Source organism: Allobosea sp. Leaf344 (assembly GCF_001426225.1).
Lineage (GTDB): Bacteria > Pseudomonadota > Alphaproteobacteria > Rhizobiales > Beijerinckiaceae > Allobosea.
In genome coordinates, this window is sequence record NZ_LMRT01000001.1 from 730,018 (window position 1) to 747,262 (window position 17,245).

Sequence of the window (17,245 nt, forward strand, 5' to 3'; positions counted from 1 at the left end):
CGATAATCGCGGAACCTCTCGCCGGCCCGGTTCTTACCTTCTTGCACGAAGCAACCAGGGAGAACCCCAGATGTCGCTTACTTCACTCGCTCGCGCGGCCCTCGCCACCACCATGATCATCGGTGGCGCCAGCCTCGCCCTCTCGCAGACCAGCTCCACCGTCGGCACCGGCGGCTCGTCCGCCGGCGGCGGCACCAGCTCCTCGACCGTCGGCACCGGCGGCTCCTCGGCCGGCACCGGCTCCGGCTCGGCCTCCACCCTCGGCACGGGCGGCTCCTCGGCCGGCGGCGGCCAGAGCTCGTCCACGGTCGGCACCGCCGGTTCGGCGGCCGGCACCGGCTCCGGCTCGGCCTCGACGCTCGGAACCGGCGGCTCCTCGGCCGGCGGCGGCCAGAGCTCGTCCTCGGTCGGCACCGGCGCCTCCGCGGCCGGCTCCCCCGGTCGCAGCGGCGAAGCGCCCGGCAAGGCCTTGGCCCCGGGCCAGCTGAAGAAGAACTGATCCAGTCCGGAGGCGGCCCGCTGCGGCCGCCTCCGCGCTTCGAGGGAGGTGAACATGCGCTTTTCCTTGGCGATTCCCGTCCTGGCGATGCTCGGCGCCATGTCCGTCGCGGCTTCCGCCGAGTCGGTCGACAAGGTCGGCCGCAGGGCCGATGGCTCGTCCTGCACGGTCAAGGTGGAACGCCATGCCGACGGCCGCGTGACCGCCCTTTCGGGGAGCGGCGCGACCGCCTCGGCCGGTTCCGCCGGCAGCAGCGTCGCTTCCAGCTCCTCGGCCGGGGGCAGTTCCGTCCAGGTCCAGGCCGGGAACGGCTCGGTGTCGAGCTCGACCTCGGTCAGCGGCACCGGCGGAGCCTCGGCCGGCACCCTCTCCGTCAATGGCTGCACCGTCAGCGTCAACTGAACCCGCCTCCCCTGGAGGTCCGGGTCGTCAGATACTCTGGAGCATCAAGATGCGTCATCTGCTCGCTGCCGCGATCTCGGGATCGCTTCTCATCGCCATGCCCGCCTGGGCCCAGACCAGCATCACCGGCGGCACGGCCGGATCCGCCGCGGCCGGCGGAACCTCCGCCTCCACGCTCGGCACCGGCGGCACCTCGGTCGGTCCCTCCGGCACCGGCTCGTCGATCGGTTCCGGCGGTAGTGCCGCCACGGTGGATGGCAAGGCGCAGAGCCGGACGAACATCAACCAGGGCAACGGCCCGGTGCTGAACTCGAACAGCAAGGCCCAGGCCCAGGATGGCGGGACCTTCTCGAAATCCCAGACGAAGACGCAGGTGAAGGCCGGCGAAGAGGTGACGTCGCGGACCAAGACGATGTCGCATGTTCCCGGTTCTAAGCCGGTGAAGTCGCGGACCGAGATCTCGACGCAGTAATCACCAGCGCTGCAGGCGGACCAGACGGGGCAGCGGCCTCCGTCCGGTCTCGCCCGCAGAGTTTTTCCGGCTCAGCCCGCGACGCCCTCCGCGAAGGCGGATGCGATGGCGATCTCCAGATCGCGCTGGGTAAAGGGCTTGCCGAGACGCGGCAGGTTCTCGAGCCCGAGCAGATCGGGCGGTTCGGCATAGCCCGAGGCCAGCACGACCGGCAGATCCGGCCAGCGCTCGCGGATAAGGCGGGTCAGCTCGGCGCCGGTCATGCCCGGCATCGCATGATCGGTCACCACCAGCTCGATCGCGGAATTCCCGGCCAGAATCTCCAGCGCCTCGCGTCCCGACATCGCCTCGACCGGATGATGGCCGAGATCCTCGATCATCGCCGCCGTTCCCATCATCACCAGAGCATCGTCGTCGACGACGAGGATGGTGCGGCTCTCCTCGAGCTGCGGGGCGGGGGCGCCTGCTGCGGGCTGCGGCGCAGCGGCCACCTGCTCCAGGGCTTCGGCGACCGGGATCCACATGCTTATGCAGGTCCCTTCGCCGAGCCGGCTCTCGATCAGCAGGGTCCCGTTCGATTGCGCGGTCAGGCCATAGACCATGGAGAGGCCGAGGCCCGTGCCCTTGCCGGGGCCCTTCGTGGTGTAGAAAGGCTGCGTCGCTTTCGCGACTGTGGCCTCGTCCATGCCGCAACCGGTATCTGCGACGCTGATCGCGACGTAATTGCCCGGTTTCAGCCCCTGCCGCGGGGCGGACAGCGTTTCCGCCACGGCGGTGAGCGTGATGACGCCACCCTCCGGCATCGCGTCGCGGGCATTGATGAACAGGTTGAGCAGCGCCAGCTCGAACTGGTTGGCGTCGACCAGCACCGAAGGCAGGATGGCCGGCAGGCGGTTGTCGATCGCCACACCGGGCCCGATGGAGCGCCTGAGCAGGCTCTCCATACTCTGCACCAGCCGGACCAGATCCGTCGGCTGCGGCTTCAGCTCCTGGCGCCGGGCGAAGGCCAGGAGGCGCTGGGTCAGGGCCGCGCCGCGCTCGGCGGCCTGGATGGCGTTGTCCAGCAGCCGGACCGAGCGCTCGTCGGCGACGGTCTTGCGGACCAGGTTGAGGCTGCCCAGCGCCGCCATCAGCAGATTGTTGAAATCATGCGCGACACCGCCGGTCAGCTGCCCGATCGTGTCCATCTTCTGGGCTTCGAAGAGCTGGGCCAGCGCCTCCTCGCGCTCGCGCGTGCGCTCCTCGATCCGCTGCTCCAGCTGCTCGTTGAGCGATTTCAGCGCGGCGGCCGAGGCTTCCAGCGCGGCGGTCCGTTCCGCCACGCGCTGCTCCAGCTGGGCGTTGAGGCGCTCGAGATCCCGCGTCTTGCGGAACAGCTCGGCGAAGACCTTGACCTTGGCGCGCAGCACCTCCGGCACTACCGGCACCGAGACGTAATCGACCGCCCCGGCCTCGTAGCCGCGCAGCCGATGCGGCTCGTCCATCATCACCGCCGAGACGAAGATCACCGCCGTGCGCTGGTAGCGCGGATGCTCGCGGATCATCGAGACGAGCTCGAAGCCGTCCTGATCGGGCATGCAGACATCGACCAGGATGACGGCCACCTCGGTCTTCAGGAGATGTTCGAGAGCCTCCCGGCCGGAATGGGCCTTGATCAGGTTCTCGTTCAGCTCCCGCAGGATCACCTCATAGCTCAGCAGCTTGGCGGGCTGGTCGTCCACCAGGAGGATGTTGATCGGTTCCATCGCTCTCGTCCTTTTCAGCGATGGAGCCACATCCGCAGCGACGTCAGCAGCTGTTCGGTGTTCACCGGCTTGGCCAGATAATCCGAGGCCCCCGCCTGCAGGCATTTCTCGCGGTCGCCCTTCATCGCCTTGGCGGTCAGCGCGACGATCGGAAGCCGCCGCAGGGCGGGGTTGGAGCGGATGACCTGCATCGTCTCGTAGCCGTCCATGCCGGGCATCATGATGTCCATCAGCACGATCGCGATATCGGGCTGCGCGTTGATCACCGCGATCGCCTCGCTCCCGGTGGTCGCCGTGAGCACTTTCATGCCCCGTCTTTCGAGAACGCTGCTGAGCGCGAAGATGTTGCGCGCGTCGTCATCGACCAGGAGCACGATCTCGCCGACCAGATCCTCGTCGGAACTGCGCAGCCGCTCCAGCATCGCCTGCTTGTGCGCCGGCAGATCGGCGACGACGCGGTGCAGGAACAGGGCGGTCTCGTCGAGCAGCCGCTCCGGCGATTCCACGCCCTTGACCACGACGCTGCGGGCCATGCTGTGCAGCCGCATATCCTCCTCGGGCGAGAGTTCGCGGCCGGTGAAGACGACGATCGGCACCTCGCTGAGGCTGGCGTCGTCGCGCACCTGTTCCAGCACCTCGAAGCCGCTCATATCCGGCAGCCTGAGATCGAGGACGACGCAGTCGATCGGCTCGGAGCGCAGCACGGACAGCGCCTCGGTGCCGCTGCCGACCGGGATGATGTCGATGTCGTCATGGCCCAGCAGCTCGGTGACGCCGAGCTGCTCGCCCTCATTGTCCTCGACCAGCAGCAGGCGCTTGCGCCGCGGCTCGGCGAAGCCCTTGAGCCGGTTGAAGGCGCGCGTCAGCCCGTCCGCCGTGGTCGGCTTGTTCAGGAAGGAGAAGGCGCCGCGCGCCAGCCCGTGCTGGCGGTCCTCGTCCAGCGTGACGATCTGCACCGGGATATGGCGCGTCGCCGGGTCCTGCTTGAGCTGGCTGAGCACGGTCCAGCCGAGCATGTCGGGCAGGAAGATGTCGAGCGAGACGGCGGTCGGGCGGAATTCGCGCGCCAGCGTCAGCGCATCGGCGCCGCGCCCGGCGACCAGCACCTTGAAGCCGTTCGCCCGCGCCAGATCGACCAGCACATTGGCGTAATGCGGGTCGTCCTCGACGATCAGCAGGCTGGTGTCGTCGGGGGTGATCGACTGCCGGTCATCCGGCACCGTCTCGGTCACGCGGTCGCTGGAGCGCGCGTGGCCGGTGCCCTTGGCGACGTTGGCCCCGGTCTCCGCCTTGTGTTCCAGCTGCGGCATCGACCCCGGCATCGAGCCGACGAAGGTCAGCGGCAGATAGAGGGTGAAGGTGCTGCCGACGCCGGGGGTGCTGCGCAGCTGGATTTCGCCGCCGAGCAGGCTCGCCAATTCGCGGCTGATCGCGAGGCCGAGGCCGGTGCCGCCATATTTGCGGCTGGTCGAGGCGTCGGCCTGCTGGAACGCCTCGAAGATGATGCGCTGCTTCTCGGGCGGGATGCCGATGCCGGTATCGGTGACCTCGAAGGCGACCACGGAGGGCGCGTTGCGCAGCGAGGGGTGATCGCTGCTCCAGCCCGATTTCACCGGTGCGACCTTCAGCGTCACGCCGCCCTGCTGCGTGAATTTGAAGGCGTTGGACAAAAGGTTCTTGAGGACCTGCTGCAGGCGCTTGGAATCGGTGATGATGCTGCGCTCGAGATCGGGCGAGACCTCCACCGAGAAGGCGAGCTTGCGGTTTTCCGCCTCGTGCCGGAACGGCCGCGCCATCACATCCATCAGATTGGCGAAGAAGATCTCCTCCGCATCGACCGAGACCGTGCCCGATTCGATCTTCGACAGGTCGAGGATGTCGCTGATCAGATTGAGCAGATCGGTGCCGGCGCCGTGGATGGTCCGCGCGAATTCGACCTGCCTGGCCGTCAGATTGCCCTCGGGGTTCTCGCCGAGCTGCTGGCCGAGGATCAGGATCGAGTTCAGCGGCGTCCGCAGCTCGTGGGACATATTGGCCAGGAATTCGGATTTGTACTTGGACGTGAGCGCGAGCTCGGTCGCCTTCTCCTCGAGCGCGCGGCGGGCCTGCTCGATCTCCTGGTTCTTGGCTTCCACCTCGACATTGCGCTCGGCGAGCTGTTGCGCCTTCTGCTCGAGCTGCTCGTTGGTCTGCTGCAATTCGCGCTGCTGCGTCTGCAGCTCCCCGGCGAGCTGCTGGGATTGTTTGAGCAGGCCTTCCGTCTGCATCGTCGCTTCGATCGAGTTCAGCACGATGCCGATCGAGGTGGTCAGCTGGTCGAGGAAGGCCAGCTGCAGATCGGTGAAGTTGCGCAGCGAATCGAGCTCGATGACCGCCTTGACCTGGCCCTCGGAGAGCACCGGCAGCACGATCGCGCTCAGCGGCCGCGCCTTGAATACGCCGGAGGTGATCGGCGTCACGTTCTTCGGGATGTCGGTGAGCAGGATGCGGCGGGCATCCCTGGCGCATTCGCCGATCAGCCCCTCGCCGATGCGCAGCCGCTCCGGATGGCCGCGGGTCGGGTGATGGGCATAGGAGGAGAGCAGCTGCAGCGTCGCGGTCTCGCCATCGACCTGGTAGATCACGCCGTGCTGAGCATCGACGAGCGGGGCGAGCTCCGAGAGCAGCATGCGCGCGACCGTCGTCAGGTCGCGCTGGCCCTGCAGCATGTTGGTGAAGCGCGCGAGATTGGTCTTCAGCCAGTCCTGATCGGTGTTGCGCTCGGTGGTCAGGCGCAGATTGCCGATCATCGTGTTGATGTTGTCCTTCAGCTCGGCCACCTCGCCGCGCGCCTCGACCTGGATCGAGCGGGTCAGATCGCCCTTGGTCACCGCGGTAGCGACCTCGGCGATGGCGCGGACCTGGGTGGTGAGGTTGGCGGCCAGCAGGTTGACGTTGCCGGTCAGGTCCTTCCAGGTGCCGGCCGTGCCCGGCACATTGGCCTGGCCGCCGAGCCGGCCCTCGACGCCGACCTCGCGGGCCACGCTGGTGACCTGATCGGCGAAGGTGGCGAGCGTGTTCGTCATGTTGTTGATGGTCTCGGCCAGGGCCGCCACCTCGCCCTTGGACGCCACGGTCAGGTTCTGCTTGAGATCGCCATTGGCCACCGCCGTGACGACCTTGACGATGCCGCGCACCTGTTCGGTCAGGTTCGCCGCCATCACGTTGACGGTGTCGGTCAGGTCCTTCCAGGTGCCGGCGACGCCCGGCACCTGCGCCTGGCCGCCGAGCTTGCCTTCGGTGCCGACCTCGCGCGCCACGCGCGTCACCTCGCCGGCGAAGGCGTTGAGCTGGTCCACCATGGTGTTGATGGTGTTCTTCAGCTCGAGAATCTCGCCCTTCACGTCCACGGTGATCTTGCGCGAGAGGTCGCCGCGGGCCACCGCCGTCGTCACTTCGGCGATGTTGCGGACCTGGGTGGTGAGGTTCGCGGCGAGCAGGTTGACGTTGTCGGTCAGGTCCTTCCAGGTGCCGGCGACGCCGGGCACCACGGCCTGGCCGCCGAGCCGGCCATCGGTTCCGACCTCGCGGGCCACGCGCGTCACTTCGCCGGCGAAGGACCGCAGCTGGTCCACCATGGTGTTCAGCGTGTCCTTGAGCAGCAGGATCTCGCCGCGCACGTCCACGGTGATCTTGCGCGAAAGGTCGCCATTGGCGATCGCCGTCGCCACCTCGGCGATGTTGCGGACCTGCGCGGTGAGGTTGCCCGCCATCGAGTTCACGCTGTCGGTGAGGTCCTTCCAGGTCCCGGCGACGCCGGGCACCTGCGCCTGGCCGCCGAGCTTGCCTTCCGTGCCGACCTCGCGGGCGACGCGCGTCACTTCGCCGGCGAAGGCGTTGAGCTGATCGACCATGGTGTTGATCGTGTTCTTCAGCTCGAGGATTTCGCCCTTCACGTCCACGGTGATCTTGCGCGAGAGGTCGCCGCGAGCCACAGCCGTCGTCACCTCGGCGATGTTGCGGACCTGGCCCGTCAGGTTCGACGCCATCGAGTTGACGTTCTCGGTCAGGTCCTTCCAGGTGCCGGCGACGCCGGGCACCTGCGCCTGTCCGCCGAGCTTGCCTTCGGTGCCGACCTCGCGCGCCACGCGCGTCACCTCGGAGGCGAAGCGGTTGAGCTGGTCCACCATCGTGTTCAGCGTTTCCTTCAGCTGAAGGATCTCGCCTTTCACGTCGACGGTGATCTTGCGCGACAGGTCGCCATTGGCGATCGCGGTCGACACCTCGGCGATGTTGCGGACCTGCGCCGTGAGATTGCCGGCCATCGAGTTGACGCTGTCGGTCAGATCCTTCCAGGTGCCGGCGACGCCGAGCACGTTGGCCTGGCCGCCGAGCCGGCCCTCGGTGCCGACCTCGCGGGCCACGCGGGTCACTTCGCCGGCGAAGCCGTTGAGCTGGTCGACCATCGTGTTGATGGTCTCCTTCAGCTCGAGGATTTCGCCCGAGACCGTCACGGTGATCTTCTTCGACAGGTCGCCCTGCGCCACCGCCGTCGCGACCTCGGCGATGTTGCGGACCTGGCCGGTGAGGTTCGAGGCCATGGAATTGACCGAATCCGTCAGGTCCTTCCAGGTGCCGGCGACGCCCTTGAGCTGCGCCTGACCGCCGAGCTTGCCTTCGGTACCGACTTCGCGGGCGACGCGCGTCACCTCCGAGGCGAAGGCGTTGAGCTGGTCGACCGTGGTGTTGATCGTCTCCTTGAGCTGGAGGATCTCGCCCTTCACGTCGACGGTGATCTTCTTCGACAGGTCGCCATTGGCGATGGCGGTGGAGACTTCCGCGATGTTGCGGACCTGCGCCGTGAGATTGCCCGCCATCGAATTGACGTTCTCGGTCAGGTCCTTCCAGGTGCCGGCGACGCCGCGGACATTGGCCTGGCCGCCGAGGCGGCCCTCGGTGCCGACCTCGCGCGCCACGCGCGTCACCTCCGAGGCGAAGGCGTTGAGCTGGTCGACCATCGTGTTGATGGTCTCCTTCAGCTCCAGGATCTCGCCCGAGACCGTGACCGTGATCTTCTTCGACAGGTCGCCATTGGCGATGGCGGTCGAGACCTCGGCGATGTTGCGCACCTGCGCGGTCAGGTTCGAGGCCATCGAATTGACGTTGTCGGTGAGGTCCTTCCAGGTGCCGGCGACGCCGGGCACCTGCGCCTGGCCGCCGAGGCGGCCTTCGGTGCCGACCTCGCGGGCCACGCGGGTGACTTCGCCGGCAAAACCGTTGAGCTGATCGACCATCGTGTTGATGGTTTCCTTCAGCTCCAGGATTTCGCCGGAGACGTCGACGGTGATCTTGCGGGAGAGGTCGCCGCGCGCCACGGCGGTGGTGACCTGGGCGATGTTGCGGACCTGCGCCGTCAGATTGCCGCACATGGCGTTGACCGAATCGGTGAGGTCCTTCCAGGTGCCGGCGACGCCGGGCACCAGCGCCTGGCCGCCGAGCTTGCCTTCGGTGCCGACCTCGCGCGCGACGCGCGTCACCTCCGAGGCGAAGGAGCGCAGCTGATCGACCATCGTGTTGATGGCCTCCTTCAGCTGCAGGATCTCGCCGCGCACGTCGACGGTGATCTTCTTCGAGAGGTCGCCATTGGCGACGGCGATCGTCACCTCGGCGATATTGCGGACCTGCGCGGTCAGGTTCGAGGCCATGGAATTGACGCTCTCGGTCAATTCCTTCCAGACGCCGGTGACCTCGCTGACCTTGGCCTGGCCGCCGAGCTTGCCGTCGGTGCCGACCTCGCGGGCGACGCGCGTCACCTCCGAGGTGAAGACGTTGAGCTGCCGGATCATGGCGTTGACGATGGTGGCGGAGCGCAGGAACTCGCCCTTCAGCGGCCTGCCGTCGACATCCAGCGGCACGGTCTGCAGCAGATCGCCCTTCGCCACGGCGGCGATCGTGCTGGTGACGGCGCTGGTCGGCCAGAGCAGATCGTCGATCAGCCCGTTGACCGATTGCTCCATATCCGCCCAGGAGCCGTCGGAGAGGCCGAAGCGGACGCGGTTACGGGTCTTGCCGTCGCGGCCGACGACCTGCCCGACCTGCTCCAGCTGCTGGGCCATGCGCTGGTTGGCCGAGACGATGTCGTTGAAGGTATCGGCGATCTTGCCGGCCAGCCCCGTCTGGTCGCCCCGCAGCCGCACGTCGAAATCGCCGCGCCGCATCGCCTGCAGCGCGTCGAGCAGCTCGTTCACGTCGAGAGGCGTCTCATCCCCGGCCATCGCATCGGTGGGGGGAGAGGAAGGGATTCCGTCGCGCGCAGCCTTGCCGCGGCCGGATCTGCCGGCCGTCACCTCGGTGTTTGCCATGTCGCCCCCGTAAGCGCTTCTTGGAATTTAGAATCAATCTAGCAACTATTCTGCGCGCCGACGACATCATAAGACAACGCGTAGACTGAATTTCTGAGTCTGGCTTGTGGAGTTTCGAACCCCCTTCTACAGTCCCTAAAATCGATCTTCATGGAGTCGTTTCGCATTGATCGATAGCGACGTGCTTTTGTTGCTGCGCACAACAATCCGATCTGTCTGGACCCTGGAACTGGCCTTGCTGCTGTGGCGGAGCGGAGAGCGCGCCTGGCGACAGCGGGAGCTCGTCTCGGAACTCCGGGCCAGCGAGGGTGCGATCAACGAAGGCCTCGACCGGCTGCTGGTCGAGGGGCTGATCCGGCGCGAAGCGGATGCCTATCGTTTCGATCCCTCGCCCCGGAACCAGGCCTTGTTCGAGCGTCTCGACCTGTTGAACCGGGAACGCCCGGTGGCGGTACTGGAAGTGATGTTCAGGCGGCAGGATGCCGTGCAGAGCTTCGCCGACGCGTTCAAGCTGAAAAAGGACTAGCATGTCCGTCTTCTGGCAGACCACGGTCTATCTTCTCTGTCTCCTGACCTCGCTCCTCTGCGCGGCCCTGCTGCTCAAGAGCTATCTGACCACCCGGGTCAGGCTGCTGCTGTTCAGCGCGATCTGCTTCGCCCTGCTGTCGCTCAACAACCTGCTGGTGCTGTGCGATCTGGTGCTGCTGCCGAGCGTGGACCTGCTACCCTACCGGCACGCGGCCGCGCTGGCGGGCGTGACGGTCCTGCTCGGTGCCTTCATCCTGGATGTCGAGTGAACCCATGCTGCATTTCAGCGCCGGCCTGATCACCATGGGCTTCCTGGTCATCACCCTGTTCTTCCTCAAATTCTGGAGGCGAACGGGCGACCTGCTGTTCCTGGCCTTCGCGGTGTCGTTCAGCCTGCTGGCGCTGAACCAGGCGCTCACCATCCTGATCGACGTCGCCAGGGACGAGCGCAGCTATCTCTATCTGCTGCGGCTCGTCGCCTTCCTGATCATCATCGCCGCCGTGGTCCACAAGAACGCGACCTTCGGCCCGCGCGACAGATCGCGCTGATCGGCGCGGCGCGACCGGCCCGCGCCCGCGCCCGGGCGCCGGCTCAGGCCGCGCTGCGCAGCGGCCGCGCCGCAGCGCCATCCTGGCGGGCCGAGGAGGAGGTTCGGAAGGCCCGGACGAGCCCGTTCAGCGCCTCGATCTGGCTCGTCAAAGCGAGGCAGGAGGCCGAGCTCTGCTCCGCCAGCGCCGCATTCTGCTGGGTCATCTCGTCGAGCCGCGCGACGGTGCGGCTCATCTCCTCGATGCCGCGCGACTGCTCGACGGAGGCGGAGGAGACGTCCACCACCGTGGTGGTGACGGCGCCCGAGGCGGTCACGATCTGGCCGAGCGTCTCGCCGGACGCGTGGACCAGCTTGACCCCGTCGACGATCTGCTGGTTCGAGCTCGAGATCAGCTGCCCGATATCCTTGGCCGCCTCGCTGGAGCGCTGGGCCAGGACGCGGACTTCCGCCGCGACCACGGCGAAACCCTTGCCGGCATCACCGGCGCGCGCCGCCTCCACCGCCGCGTTCAGCGCGAGCAGATTGGTCTGGAAGGCGATGTCCTCGATGATGTCGGTGATCTCGGAGATCTTGCGCGAGGAATCCTCGATCTGCTTCATCGCGGCGACGGCGGAGCCGACGATGACGCCGCCCTCATTGGCGATCTCCGCGGCCCGGCGCGCCAGGGTCGCGGCATGGCGCGAGCCGTCGGTGGCGAGCTTGACGGAGGCGGCGAGCTGCTCGGTGGTGGCCGCCGTCTCCTGCAGCGAGACCGCCTGGGTCTCGGTGCGGCCGGCGAGGTCGAGCGAGCCGCTGTTGATCTCCACCCCGGCGGTGCGGATCGACTGGGCGGCCGTCGCGATCCCCGACATGGCCTCCTCCAGCTGCGAGACCGAGCGGTTGAAATCGCCGCGGAGGTTTTCGTAATCGGCCGGGAATCGCGTGGTGATGCGATGGGTGAGATTGCCGAGAGCGAGCTGCTCCAGCCCCTCCGCCAGCCCGGCGACGACCGCTGCACGTTCGGCCTCGACCGCCTGCTGCAGCGCGTCGTTGTCCCGCGCCGCCCGCGCCTCGGAAGCGCGTGCCTGGTCGGCGCTCGCCAGTGCGGTCTCGGCGGCACGCTGCGCGGTCGCCGCCTCGGCCAGCGCCGCCTGCGCCTTGGCCAGCGAGGCGGCTGAAGCCGCGAGCGTGCGCTCGATCGTCCGGGCGGCCCAGGCCAGCGTCACCGCCTCCACCAGCAGGATGGCGGCATGCAGCACGACGCGCCCGAGATCGGCGCTGCCCGGGAAGACGGCTGCCGGGATCAGCAGGGACAGGAGGAGATGATGGGTCGCGACGACCGCGGTCGCAGCGGCGATGACGCGCCAGTCGCAGAAGACGATCAGCATCGCCAGCGCCGCGAAATAGGCCATGTGCATGTCGATCTGCCAGGCATCGCCCGCCAGGGCGGCGACCAGCAGCGAGACCGCGATCATCAGCCCCATCGCCTGGGTGACGCGCGAGGGGATGCCTTCCTCGCTGAACCACCAGCTGGCCGTCACGGCCGCCGCCAGCGCGAGCGCCGCGAGGCCGAGCCCGGCCGGGCGGGCGGTCTCGCCCAGCGCGACCGTGGCGAGGACCACGAGCCCGATCATCCAGATGGCGGCGACGGTGAGGCGGGCTCCGAGACCGCGGAGCGAATCGATCGTGGTCGTCATGATCATAACCTTGCGAGACAGCCGGCGAGGCCGAGCGGATTGAGCGTGAAGAGGGAGCCCGATGCCGAGAGCCGGGCGGCGGCATCGCCGGCTTCGGATCTCACCACCACGATGAAGGGCAGGCCGCCGAGGCGGATGATCGCGCCGGCCTCGCCGGCCGCCTTCAGGATCTCGGCGCCGCCCCACCAGGGCGGGTAGACCCCGGCGACAACCCGCGGATCGGGAGCCGCCTGGGACAGCGCGGGCAGGACCAGCAGTGAGAGCGCGAACAGCGATGCAGCCGGTGCCCAGGCGCGGAGGAGCTTCATCGAGAGTTCCAGGGAGCAATACTGCCACCTTGGCCTAGCCCGGATTAAATATTTCCAAATGAAGTAACCATGATGACTTGCGACATTTCGCCATCAATACACGCAGCGGTTGCTAATTCTGTCCGAGAGATACTGCCGACCGGGACCCGGCAACCATCGCGTGCCGGCGGCCGCGACGGTTCGGGGTGAGTGTCCAGATCGAAGCGGGGGGTCCGGGCCGGCCAGAGACCGAACCCACCTCCCCTCGGCTCAATCCTCGCCCTCGTCGACTTCCAGAATGCCGTCGAGCCGGTAGCAGATGCCGCCGGGGGCGAAGTCGGTGCCGGCCCGGCCCTTGAAATAGCTCGGCACGATGCGCTCGATCAGCCGCGAGCCGAAGCCCCTGCGCGCCGTCGCGACGACGAGCGGGCCGTCCGCCTCGCGCCATTCGAAGCTGAAGCGCTGGTCCGGCTCGACCCGCCAGCGGATCGTCACGCTGCCCTCGGCCGCCGCCAGCGCACCGTATTTCAGGGCGTTGGTGGCGAGTTCATGGATCGCCAGCGAAAGGCCGAGCGCCTGGTCCGCCGAGATGCGGGCGGGCGGCCCGTCGGTGAGGATGCGCTGGGGCGCGTCGCGATAGGGGGCCAGCCCGCGCGCGATGACATGCGAGACATCCGCCGCCACCCAGCTGCTTTCTGTGAGAATGTCCTGGGCGGCCGAGAGGGCCAGCAGGCGGCCGGAGATCCGGTCGTTCGCCGTCGCCATATCGGGCGAGTGCCGCATGCTCTGCGAGACGATCGCCTGGACGATCGACAGCGTGTTCTTCATCCGGTGCGAGAGTTCGCGCTGCAGGATCATGCGCTGGCGGTTGTTTTCGCGCTGCTCGTCGAGCATCCGCGCCGTTTCCGCCGCCGCCTCGACCAACGCCTGCCGGTCCCGCACCTGCTCCGTCACCTCCGTCGTCACGTTGATCAGCCCGGCGACGCGGCCTTCATCGTCGCGCAGCGGAGAATAGGTGAAGGTCCAGTAGGTCTCCTCGGCGAAGCCGTTGCGCGTCATCAGCAGCGGCAGGCCCTCGAGCCGCTGGCTGACGCCGGACAGGGCCGAGCGGGTGATCGGCAGCACATCCTCCCAGACATCGGCCCAGGCGATCTCGAAGGGCTGCCCCAGAGCCGTCGCCTCGCGCCGGCCGAGCATGGGCCGGTAGGCGTCGTTGTAGAGCATCAGCAGATCCGGCCCCCAGAACAGGCACATCGCCTGCCGCGAGGACAGCATCATCTGGGTGATCGCCAGCAGCGAGCGCGGCCAGCTCTCGATCGGGCCGAGCGAGGACCCGCTCCAATCCCTGCGGCAGATCGCTTCCGCCATCGCGCCGCCACCCGGGAACCGGTCTGCTTGCGTCGCGACGGCGGCCGGAGCGCCGGTCCAGGCTTCAGACACCATCGGGAGATCTCGGAGACATGCGGAAGGGAGCGGTCGATACGGCGCAGGCTGATGGAGCACGGCCTCGGACTGCGCCGTGCCGCAGCCTATCGCATCCTGCGGGGCCGACCAAACGATGCCGCCGCTCATCGGCTGTTCCAGCCGTCGAGCAGCGCTTGTGCAGGGACGAAATCGGCCGGCTTCGCCAGGGCCGGCGGCGGCGCGCAGATGCCCTGATGGAGATAGGCCAGGGTCGAGACGAAGCTGTTGCGCGAGAACGGCTTGGCCAGCACGCCATGGGCCCCGGCGAAGCCGGCCGGGATCATCGCGGGATTGGCCGTGACGAAGATGATCAGCGTCTCCGCCCAGCGCTCCTGGATCAGCGCCGACACCGACAGACCGGTCGTCCCGCGCGCCAGATGCATGTCGACGAAGGCGAGATCGGGCGAAAGCCGCGGGTCCATCGCCTCGACGTCGTGAAGCGAGGCGGCTTCCGCCACGACCCGATGGCCGGCATCCTCGACCATCATCTCGATATCCATCACGAGCAGCGGCTCGTCTTCGACGATCAGGACACGCAACGCGCGGTACTGCCCCATCGCTCAGGGCTCGGAAAGGGTGAGCGTGACGCGCGTGCCTCGCTCGAGGCGAACCCAGTCGACATTGGCCCCCGCCTGCCGCGACAGCCGGGTGATCAGCGTGCGGCCGAGCCCGGCGCCGACCTTGTCGAGCACGATGCCGTGGCCGTCATCCTCGATCGCCAGCTTCGCGACCTTGCCGGTCTTCTCGCCGGTCATGCGGATGAAGCCGGGGCGGCCATCGCTCAGCCCGTGCTTGATCGCGTTGGTCAGGATCTCGTTCAGGATCAGCCCCAGCGACGAGGCGTGATCGGCCTTCACCGCGATTTCGGGCGCATCGGATTGGAAGGCGATGTTGGTGCGGCCGCTGGCGCCGATGACGTCGGCGGCGAGATTGACCGCGAAGGCCGTGAGGTCGAAGCGGGTGACGTCGCTCGACTGATAGAGCCGGCGATGCACCGTCGCCAGCGCGTCGATCCGCTCCATCATGCTCTCGAGCTTGGCGGTCATGTCGGCATCGTCGAGGGTCCGCGCCTGCAGGCGCAGCAGCGCCCCGACCATGGTCAGGTTGTTCTTGACGCGATGGTCGACCTCGTGGAGCAGCAGCGTCTTGGCCTCCAGCGCCGCTTCCAGCTCCGCGGTGCGGCGCTGCACTTCGTGATCGACCAGCGCCTTCTGCGCCGCGATCTCCTGATGCGCGGCGACGCGCTCGCTCACATCGAGCTGCGAGGCGAAGAAAAACTTCACCGTGCCGTCATCGCCGCGCACCGGGCTGAGATAGAGCGCGTTCCAGAAGGTCGAGCCGTCCTTGCGGTAGTTGAGCAGGTCGATATCGATGCTGACGCCCTTGTGGATCGCCTCGCGAATGCGGGCGATGGCCTCGCGGTCGCTGTCGGGTCCCTGCAGGAAGCGGCAATTCTGCCCCAGGATCTCGTCGCGGTTGAAGCCGGTCAGCCGCTGGAACGCCTCATTGCAGAAGACGATCGGATTGTCGGGAAGGGCCGGGTTGGTGATGACCATGGCCATGCGGGTGGCGCGGACGGCGGCGGCGAATGGGTCTCCCCGACCGTGCTCATGATGAAGCGCTTCGGTCAGATGCCAATCGTCTTTTTCCTGCACACCGGGCTCCATGCTGCGCAACCTGCGTTGCTGTGCCCCCCACAACCGTCCGGGTTCCGGAATGGTTCCGGAAACGCCGCCGCCGGCCGGCCCGCGAACTCCGGCGCGGGTCAGGCGTTGCCCCAGGCGGACGGAGGCGATGATGAGAAGCAGGGCGAAGGCGATTGCGGGCGATCTGGGGATGGTGGGGCTGGGAGCGGCGCTGGCGCTCTGGCTGATGCCCTCGGGCTCCGGACAGGTCTCGAACCGGGAGCGCGGCGAGCAGGAGAAACGCAGCGAAGGCGATAGCGGCCAGGGCGCCGCGGCCGCATCCCCCGAGGAGATCCCCGCCCGCGGCTGGTGGGCGATCGCTAAGCGGACCTTCGCGCAGATCGGCAGCGACCGGGTGCTGGCCGTAGCGGCCGGCGTCACCTTCTACGGGCTGCTCGCGATCTTCCCGGCGCTGACGGCGTTCATCAGCATCTACGGGCTGGTCGCCGATCCGCATGAGGTGATCGAGCATCTGAACGTGCTGCAAGGGGTGATGCCGATGGCCGCCTTCGAGCTGCTGAGGGAGCAGGCGCTCAGGCTGATCAGCAATGGCGGCGACGAGCTGGGCCTCGCGCTGATCATCAGCGTCGCCCTCTCGCTCTGGAGCGCCAATGCCGGGATGAAGGCGATCTTCGACGCGCTGAACGTCGCTTATGGCGAGGATGAGAAGCGCGGCTTCTTCCGGCTGAACCTGGTGTCGCTCGCCTTCACGGCGGGCGCGCTGCTGTTCGGCGTGCTCGCCATCGCCGCGCTGGTCGCCGTGCCGGTGGTGATCGAATACCTGCCGCTCGGAGAGACGCTGACGGCGCTGCTCTCGCTCGGCCGCTGGCCGCTGATCGTGCTGGTCGTGATGCTCGGGCTCGCGGCGCTCTACCGCTTCGGCCCGAGCCGCGACGAGCCGCAATGGCGCTGGGTCAGCCCCGGCGCCGTCGTCGCCGCGATCGGCTGGCTCGGCGGTTCGATCGCCTTCTCCTGGTATGTCACGAATTTCGCCGATTACGATGCGACCTATGGCGCCGTCGGCGCCGTGATCGGCCTGATGACCTGGATGTGGCTCTCGGCGATCGTCATCCTGATCGGCGCCGAGCTCAATTCCGAGAGCGAGCGGCAGACCTGGCGCGACACCACGAAAGGCCCGCCGCGCCCGGTGGGCATGCGCGGCGCGGATGCCGCCGACCGCAAGGAGTGAAGGCGGCCGCCCGCAATGCGCGGCGAAGCGGCGCAGTGAAGGAACGGCAGGTGCCGGGCATGGTTATCATGGGCGTACCGGCGCATAGTGGTGCGGCGGCCCCGACAGGAGGAGGCATCGATGAAATGGCTGGCCTTAAGCCTGGTGCTGGTGACGATCTCAGACGCCGCCTTCGCGCAGGCCCGCATGTCGACGGTCAACCGCAGCTGCGCGGCCAACCGCCAGAGCGTGCTGGCCAATGGGGCGATCGTGCTGGGCACGGGCGGACCGACCTATGACCGTTTCGTGCGCGACCGCCGCTTCTGTGCGCATGGCGAATTCCTGGAGCCGGCCTATGTGCCGAGCCGCGACACCGATGCCTGCCTGATCGGCTACCGCTGCAAGGTCGACGCCTGGTGGGATTGAG

Annotated in this window: 15 protein-coding genes; 8 read left to right on the forward strand and 7 right to left on the reverse strand. The window is 67.9% G+C overall.

Translation table 11 applies throughout. The annotated features are described in order from the left end of the window. Positions 1–70 precede the first annotated feature (70 nt). Genes ASG72_RS03315 through ASG72_RS03325 form a run of 3 tightly spaced genes read left to right on the forward strand, consistent with a single transcriptional unit; the run spans position 71 to position 1,373 of the window. On the forward strand, positions 71–499 hold the full coding sequence (locus ASG72_RS03315; protein ID WP_056708927.1) for a hypothetical protein: 429 nt from the start codon (positions 71–73) through the stop codon (positions 497–499). A 54-nt stretch (positions 500–553) separates the two neighbouring features. Further along, positions 554–901, forward strand: a complete 348-nt coding sequence (locus ASG72_RS03320; protein WP_056708930.1) for a hypothetical protein — start codon at positions 554–556, stop codon at positions 899–901. 49 nt (positions 902–950) lie between these two features. After that, entirely contained in the window at positions 951–1,373 is a 423-nt protein-coding gene (locus tag ASG72_RS03325; RefSeq protein WP_056708933.1) for a hypothetical protein, read from the forward strand. Between the two features lie 71 nt (positions 1,374–1,444). Here the strand turns inward: ASG72_RS03325 and ASG72_RS03330 are convergent, their stop codons facing one another. Further along, positions 1,445–3,118 (reverse strand): response regulator, encoded by a 1,674-nt coding sequence (locus tag ASG72_RS03330; RefSeq protein WP_056708937.1) that lies wholly within the window; start codon positions 3,116–3,118, stop codon positions 1,445–1,447. 14 nt (positions 3,119–3,132) lie between these two features. Beyond that, a complete protein-coding gene (locus ASG72_RS03335; protein WP_244488672.1) occupies positions 3,133–9,372 on the reverse strand; it encodes a HAMP domain-containing protein in 6,240 nt (2,079 codons plus the stop codon). Positions 9,373–9,625: 253 nt separating this feature from the next. On the opposite strand from ASG72_RS03335, the gene ASG72_RS03340 reads away from it, so the two are divergent. From ASG72_RS03340 to ASG72_RS03350, 3 genes are read left to right on the forward strand one after another with little or no spacing between them, the layout of a single operon-like run. Then, positions 9,626–9,985: a hypothetical protein gene (locus tag ASG72_RS03340; RefSeq protein WP_156395766.1), complete on the forward strand. Its 360-nt coding sequence runs from the start codon at positions 9,626–9,628 to the stop codon at positions 9,983–9,985. 1 nt (position 9,986) lies between these two features. Then, positions 9,987–10,256 carry a DUF5985 family protein gene (locus ASG72_RS03345; RefSeq protein ID WP_056708944.1) on the forward strand — a complete coding sequence of 90 codons (270 nt, stop codon included), beginning with the start codon at positions 9,987–9,989 and terminating at the stop codon, positions 10,254–10,256. A 4-nt stretch (positions 10,257–10,260) separates the two neighbouring features. Continuing rightward, positions 10,261–10,536: a DUF5985 family protein gene (locus ASG72_RS03350; RefSeq protein ID WP_056708948.1), complete on the forward strand. Its 276-nt coding sequence runs from the start codon at positions 10,261–10,263 to the stop codon at positions 10,534–10,536. Positions 10,537–10,579: 43 nt separating this feature from the next. On the opposite strand, the gene ASG72_RS03355 is transcribed toward ASG72_RS03350, so the two are convergent. From ASG72_RS03355 to ASG72_RS03375, 5 genes are all read right to left on the reverse strand, one after another. After that, positions 10,580–12,214: a methyl-accepting chemotaxis protein gene (locus tag ASG72_RS03355; RefSeq protein ID WP_056708949.1), complete on the reverse strand. Its 1,635-nt coding sequence runs from the start codon at positions 12,212–12,214 to the stop codon at positions 10,580–10,582. 2 nt (positions 12,215–12,216) lie between these two features. Beyond that, the gene (locus ASG72_RS03360; protein WP_056708952.1) at positions 12,217–12,522 is read right to left on the reverse strand and encodes a hypothetical protein; all 306 of its coding nucleotides are present in this window, start codon (positions 12,520–12,522) and stop codon (positions 12,217–12,219) included. Positions 12,523–12,771: 249 nt separating this feature from the next. After that, positions 12,772–13,944: a PAS domain-containing sensor histidine kinase gene (locus tag ASG72_RS03365; RefSeq protein ID WP_156395767.1), complete on the reverse strand. Its 1,173-nt coding sequence runs from the start codon at positions 13,942–13,944 to the stop codon at positions 12,772–12,774. Between the two features lie 125 nt (positions 13,945–14,069). Then, positions 14,070–14,504, reverse strand: coding sequence for a response regulator (locus ASG72_RS03370; protein ID WP_244488673.1), 435 nt, complete (start codon positions 14,502–14,504; stop codon positions 14,070–14,072). Between the two features lie 21 nt (positions 14,505–14,525). After that, complete coding sequence (locus ASG72_RS03375) at positions 14,526–15,632, reverse strand: PAS domain-containing protein (protein ID WP_056708959.1); 1,107 nt, start codon at positions 15,630–15,632, stop codon at positions 14,526–14,528. A 127-nt stretch (positions 15,633–15,759) separates the two neighbouring features. Between ASG72_RS03375 and ASG72_RS03380 the strand changes: the two genes are divergently transcribed. Then, a complete protein-coding gene (locus ASG72_RS03380) occupies positions 15,760–16,839 on the forward strand; it encodes a YihY/virulence factor BrkB family protein (RefSeq protein ID WP_244488675.1) in 1,080 nt (359 codons plus the stop codon). Between the two features lie 120 nt (positions 16,840–16,959). Then, positions 16,960–17,244 (forward strand): hypothetical protein, encoded by a 285-nt coding sequence (locus ASG72_RS03385; protein ID WP_056708962.1) that lies wholly within the window; start codon positions 16,960–16,962, stop codon positions 17,242–17,244. Position 17,245 lies beyond the last annotated feature (1 nt).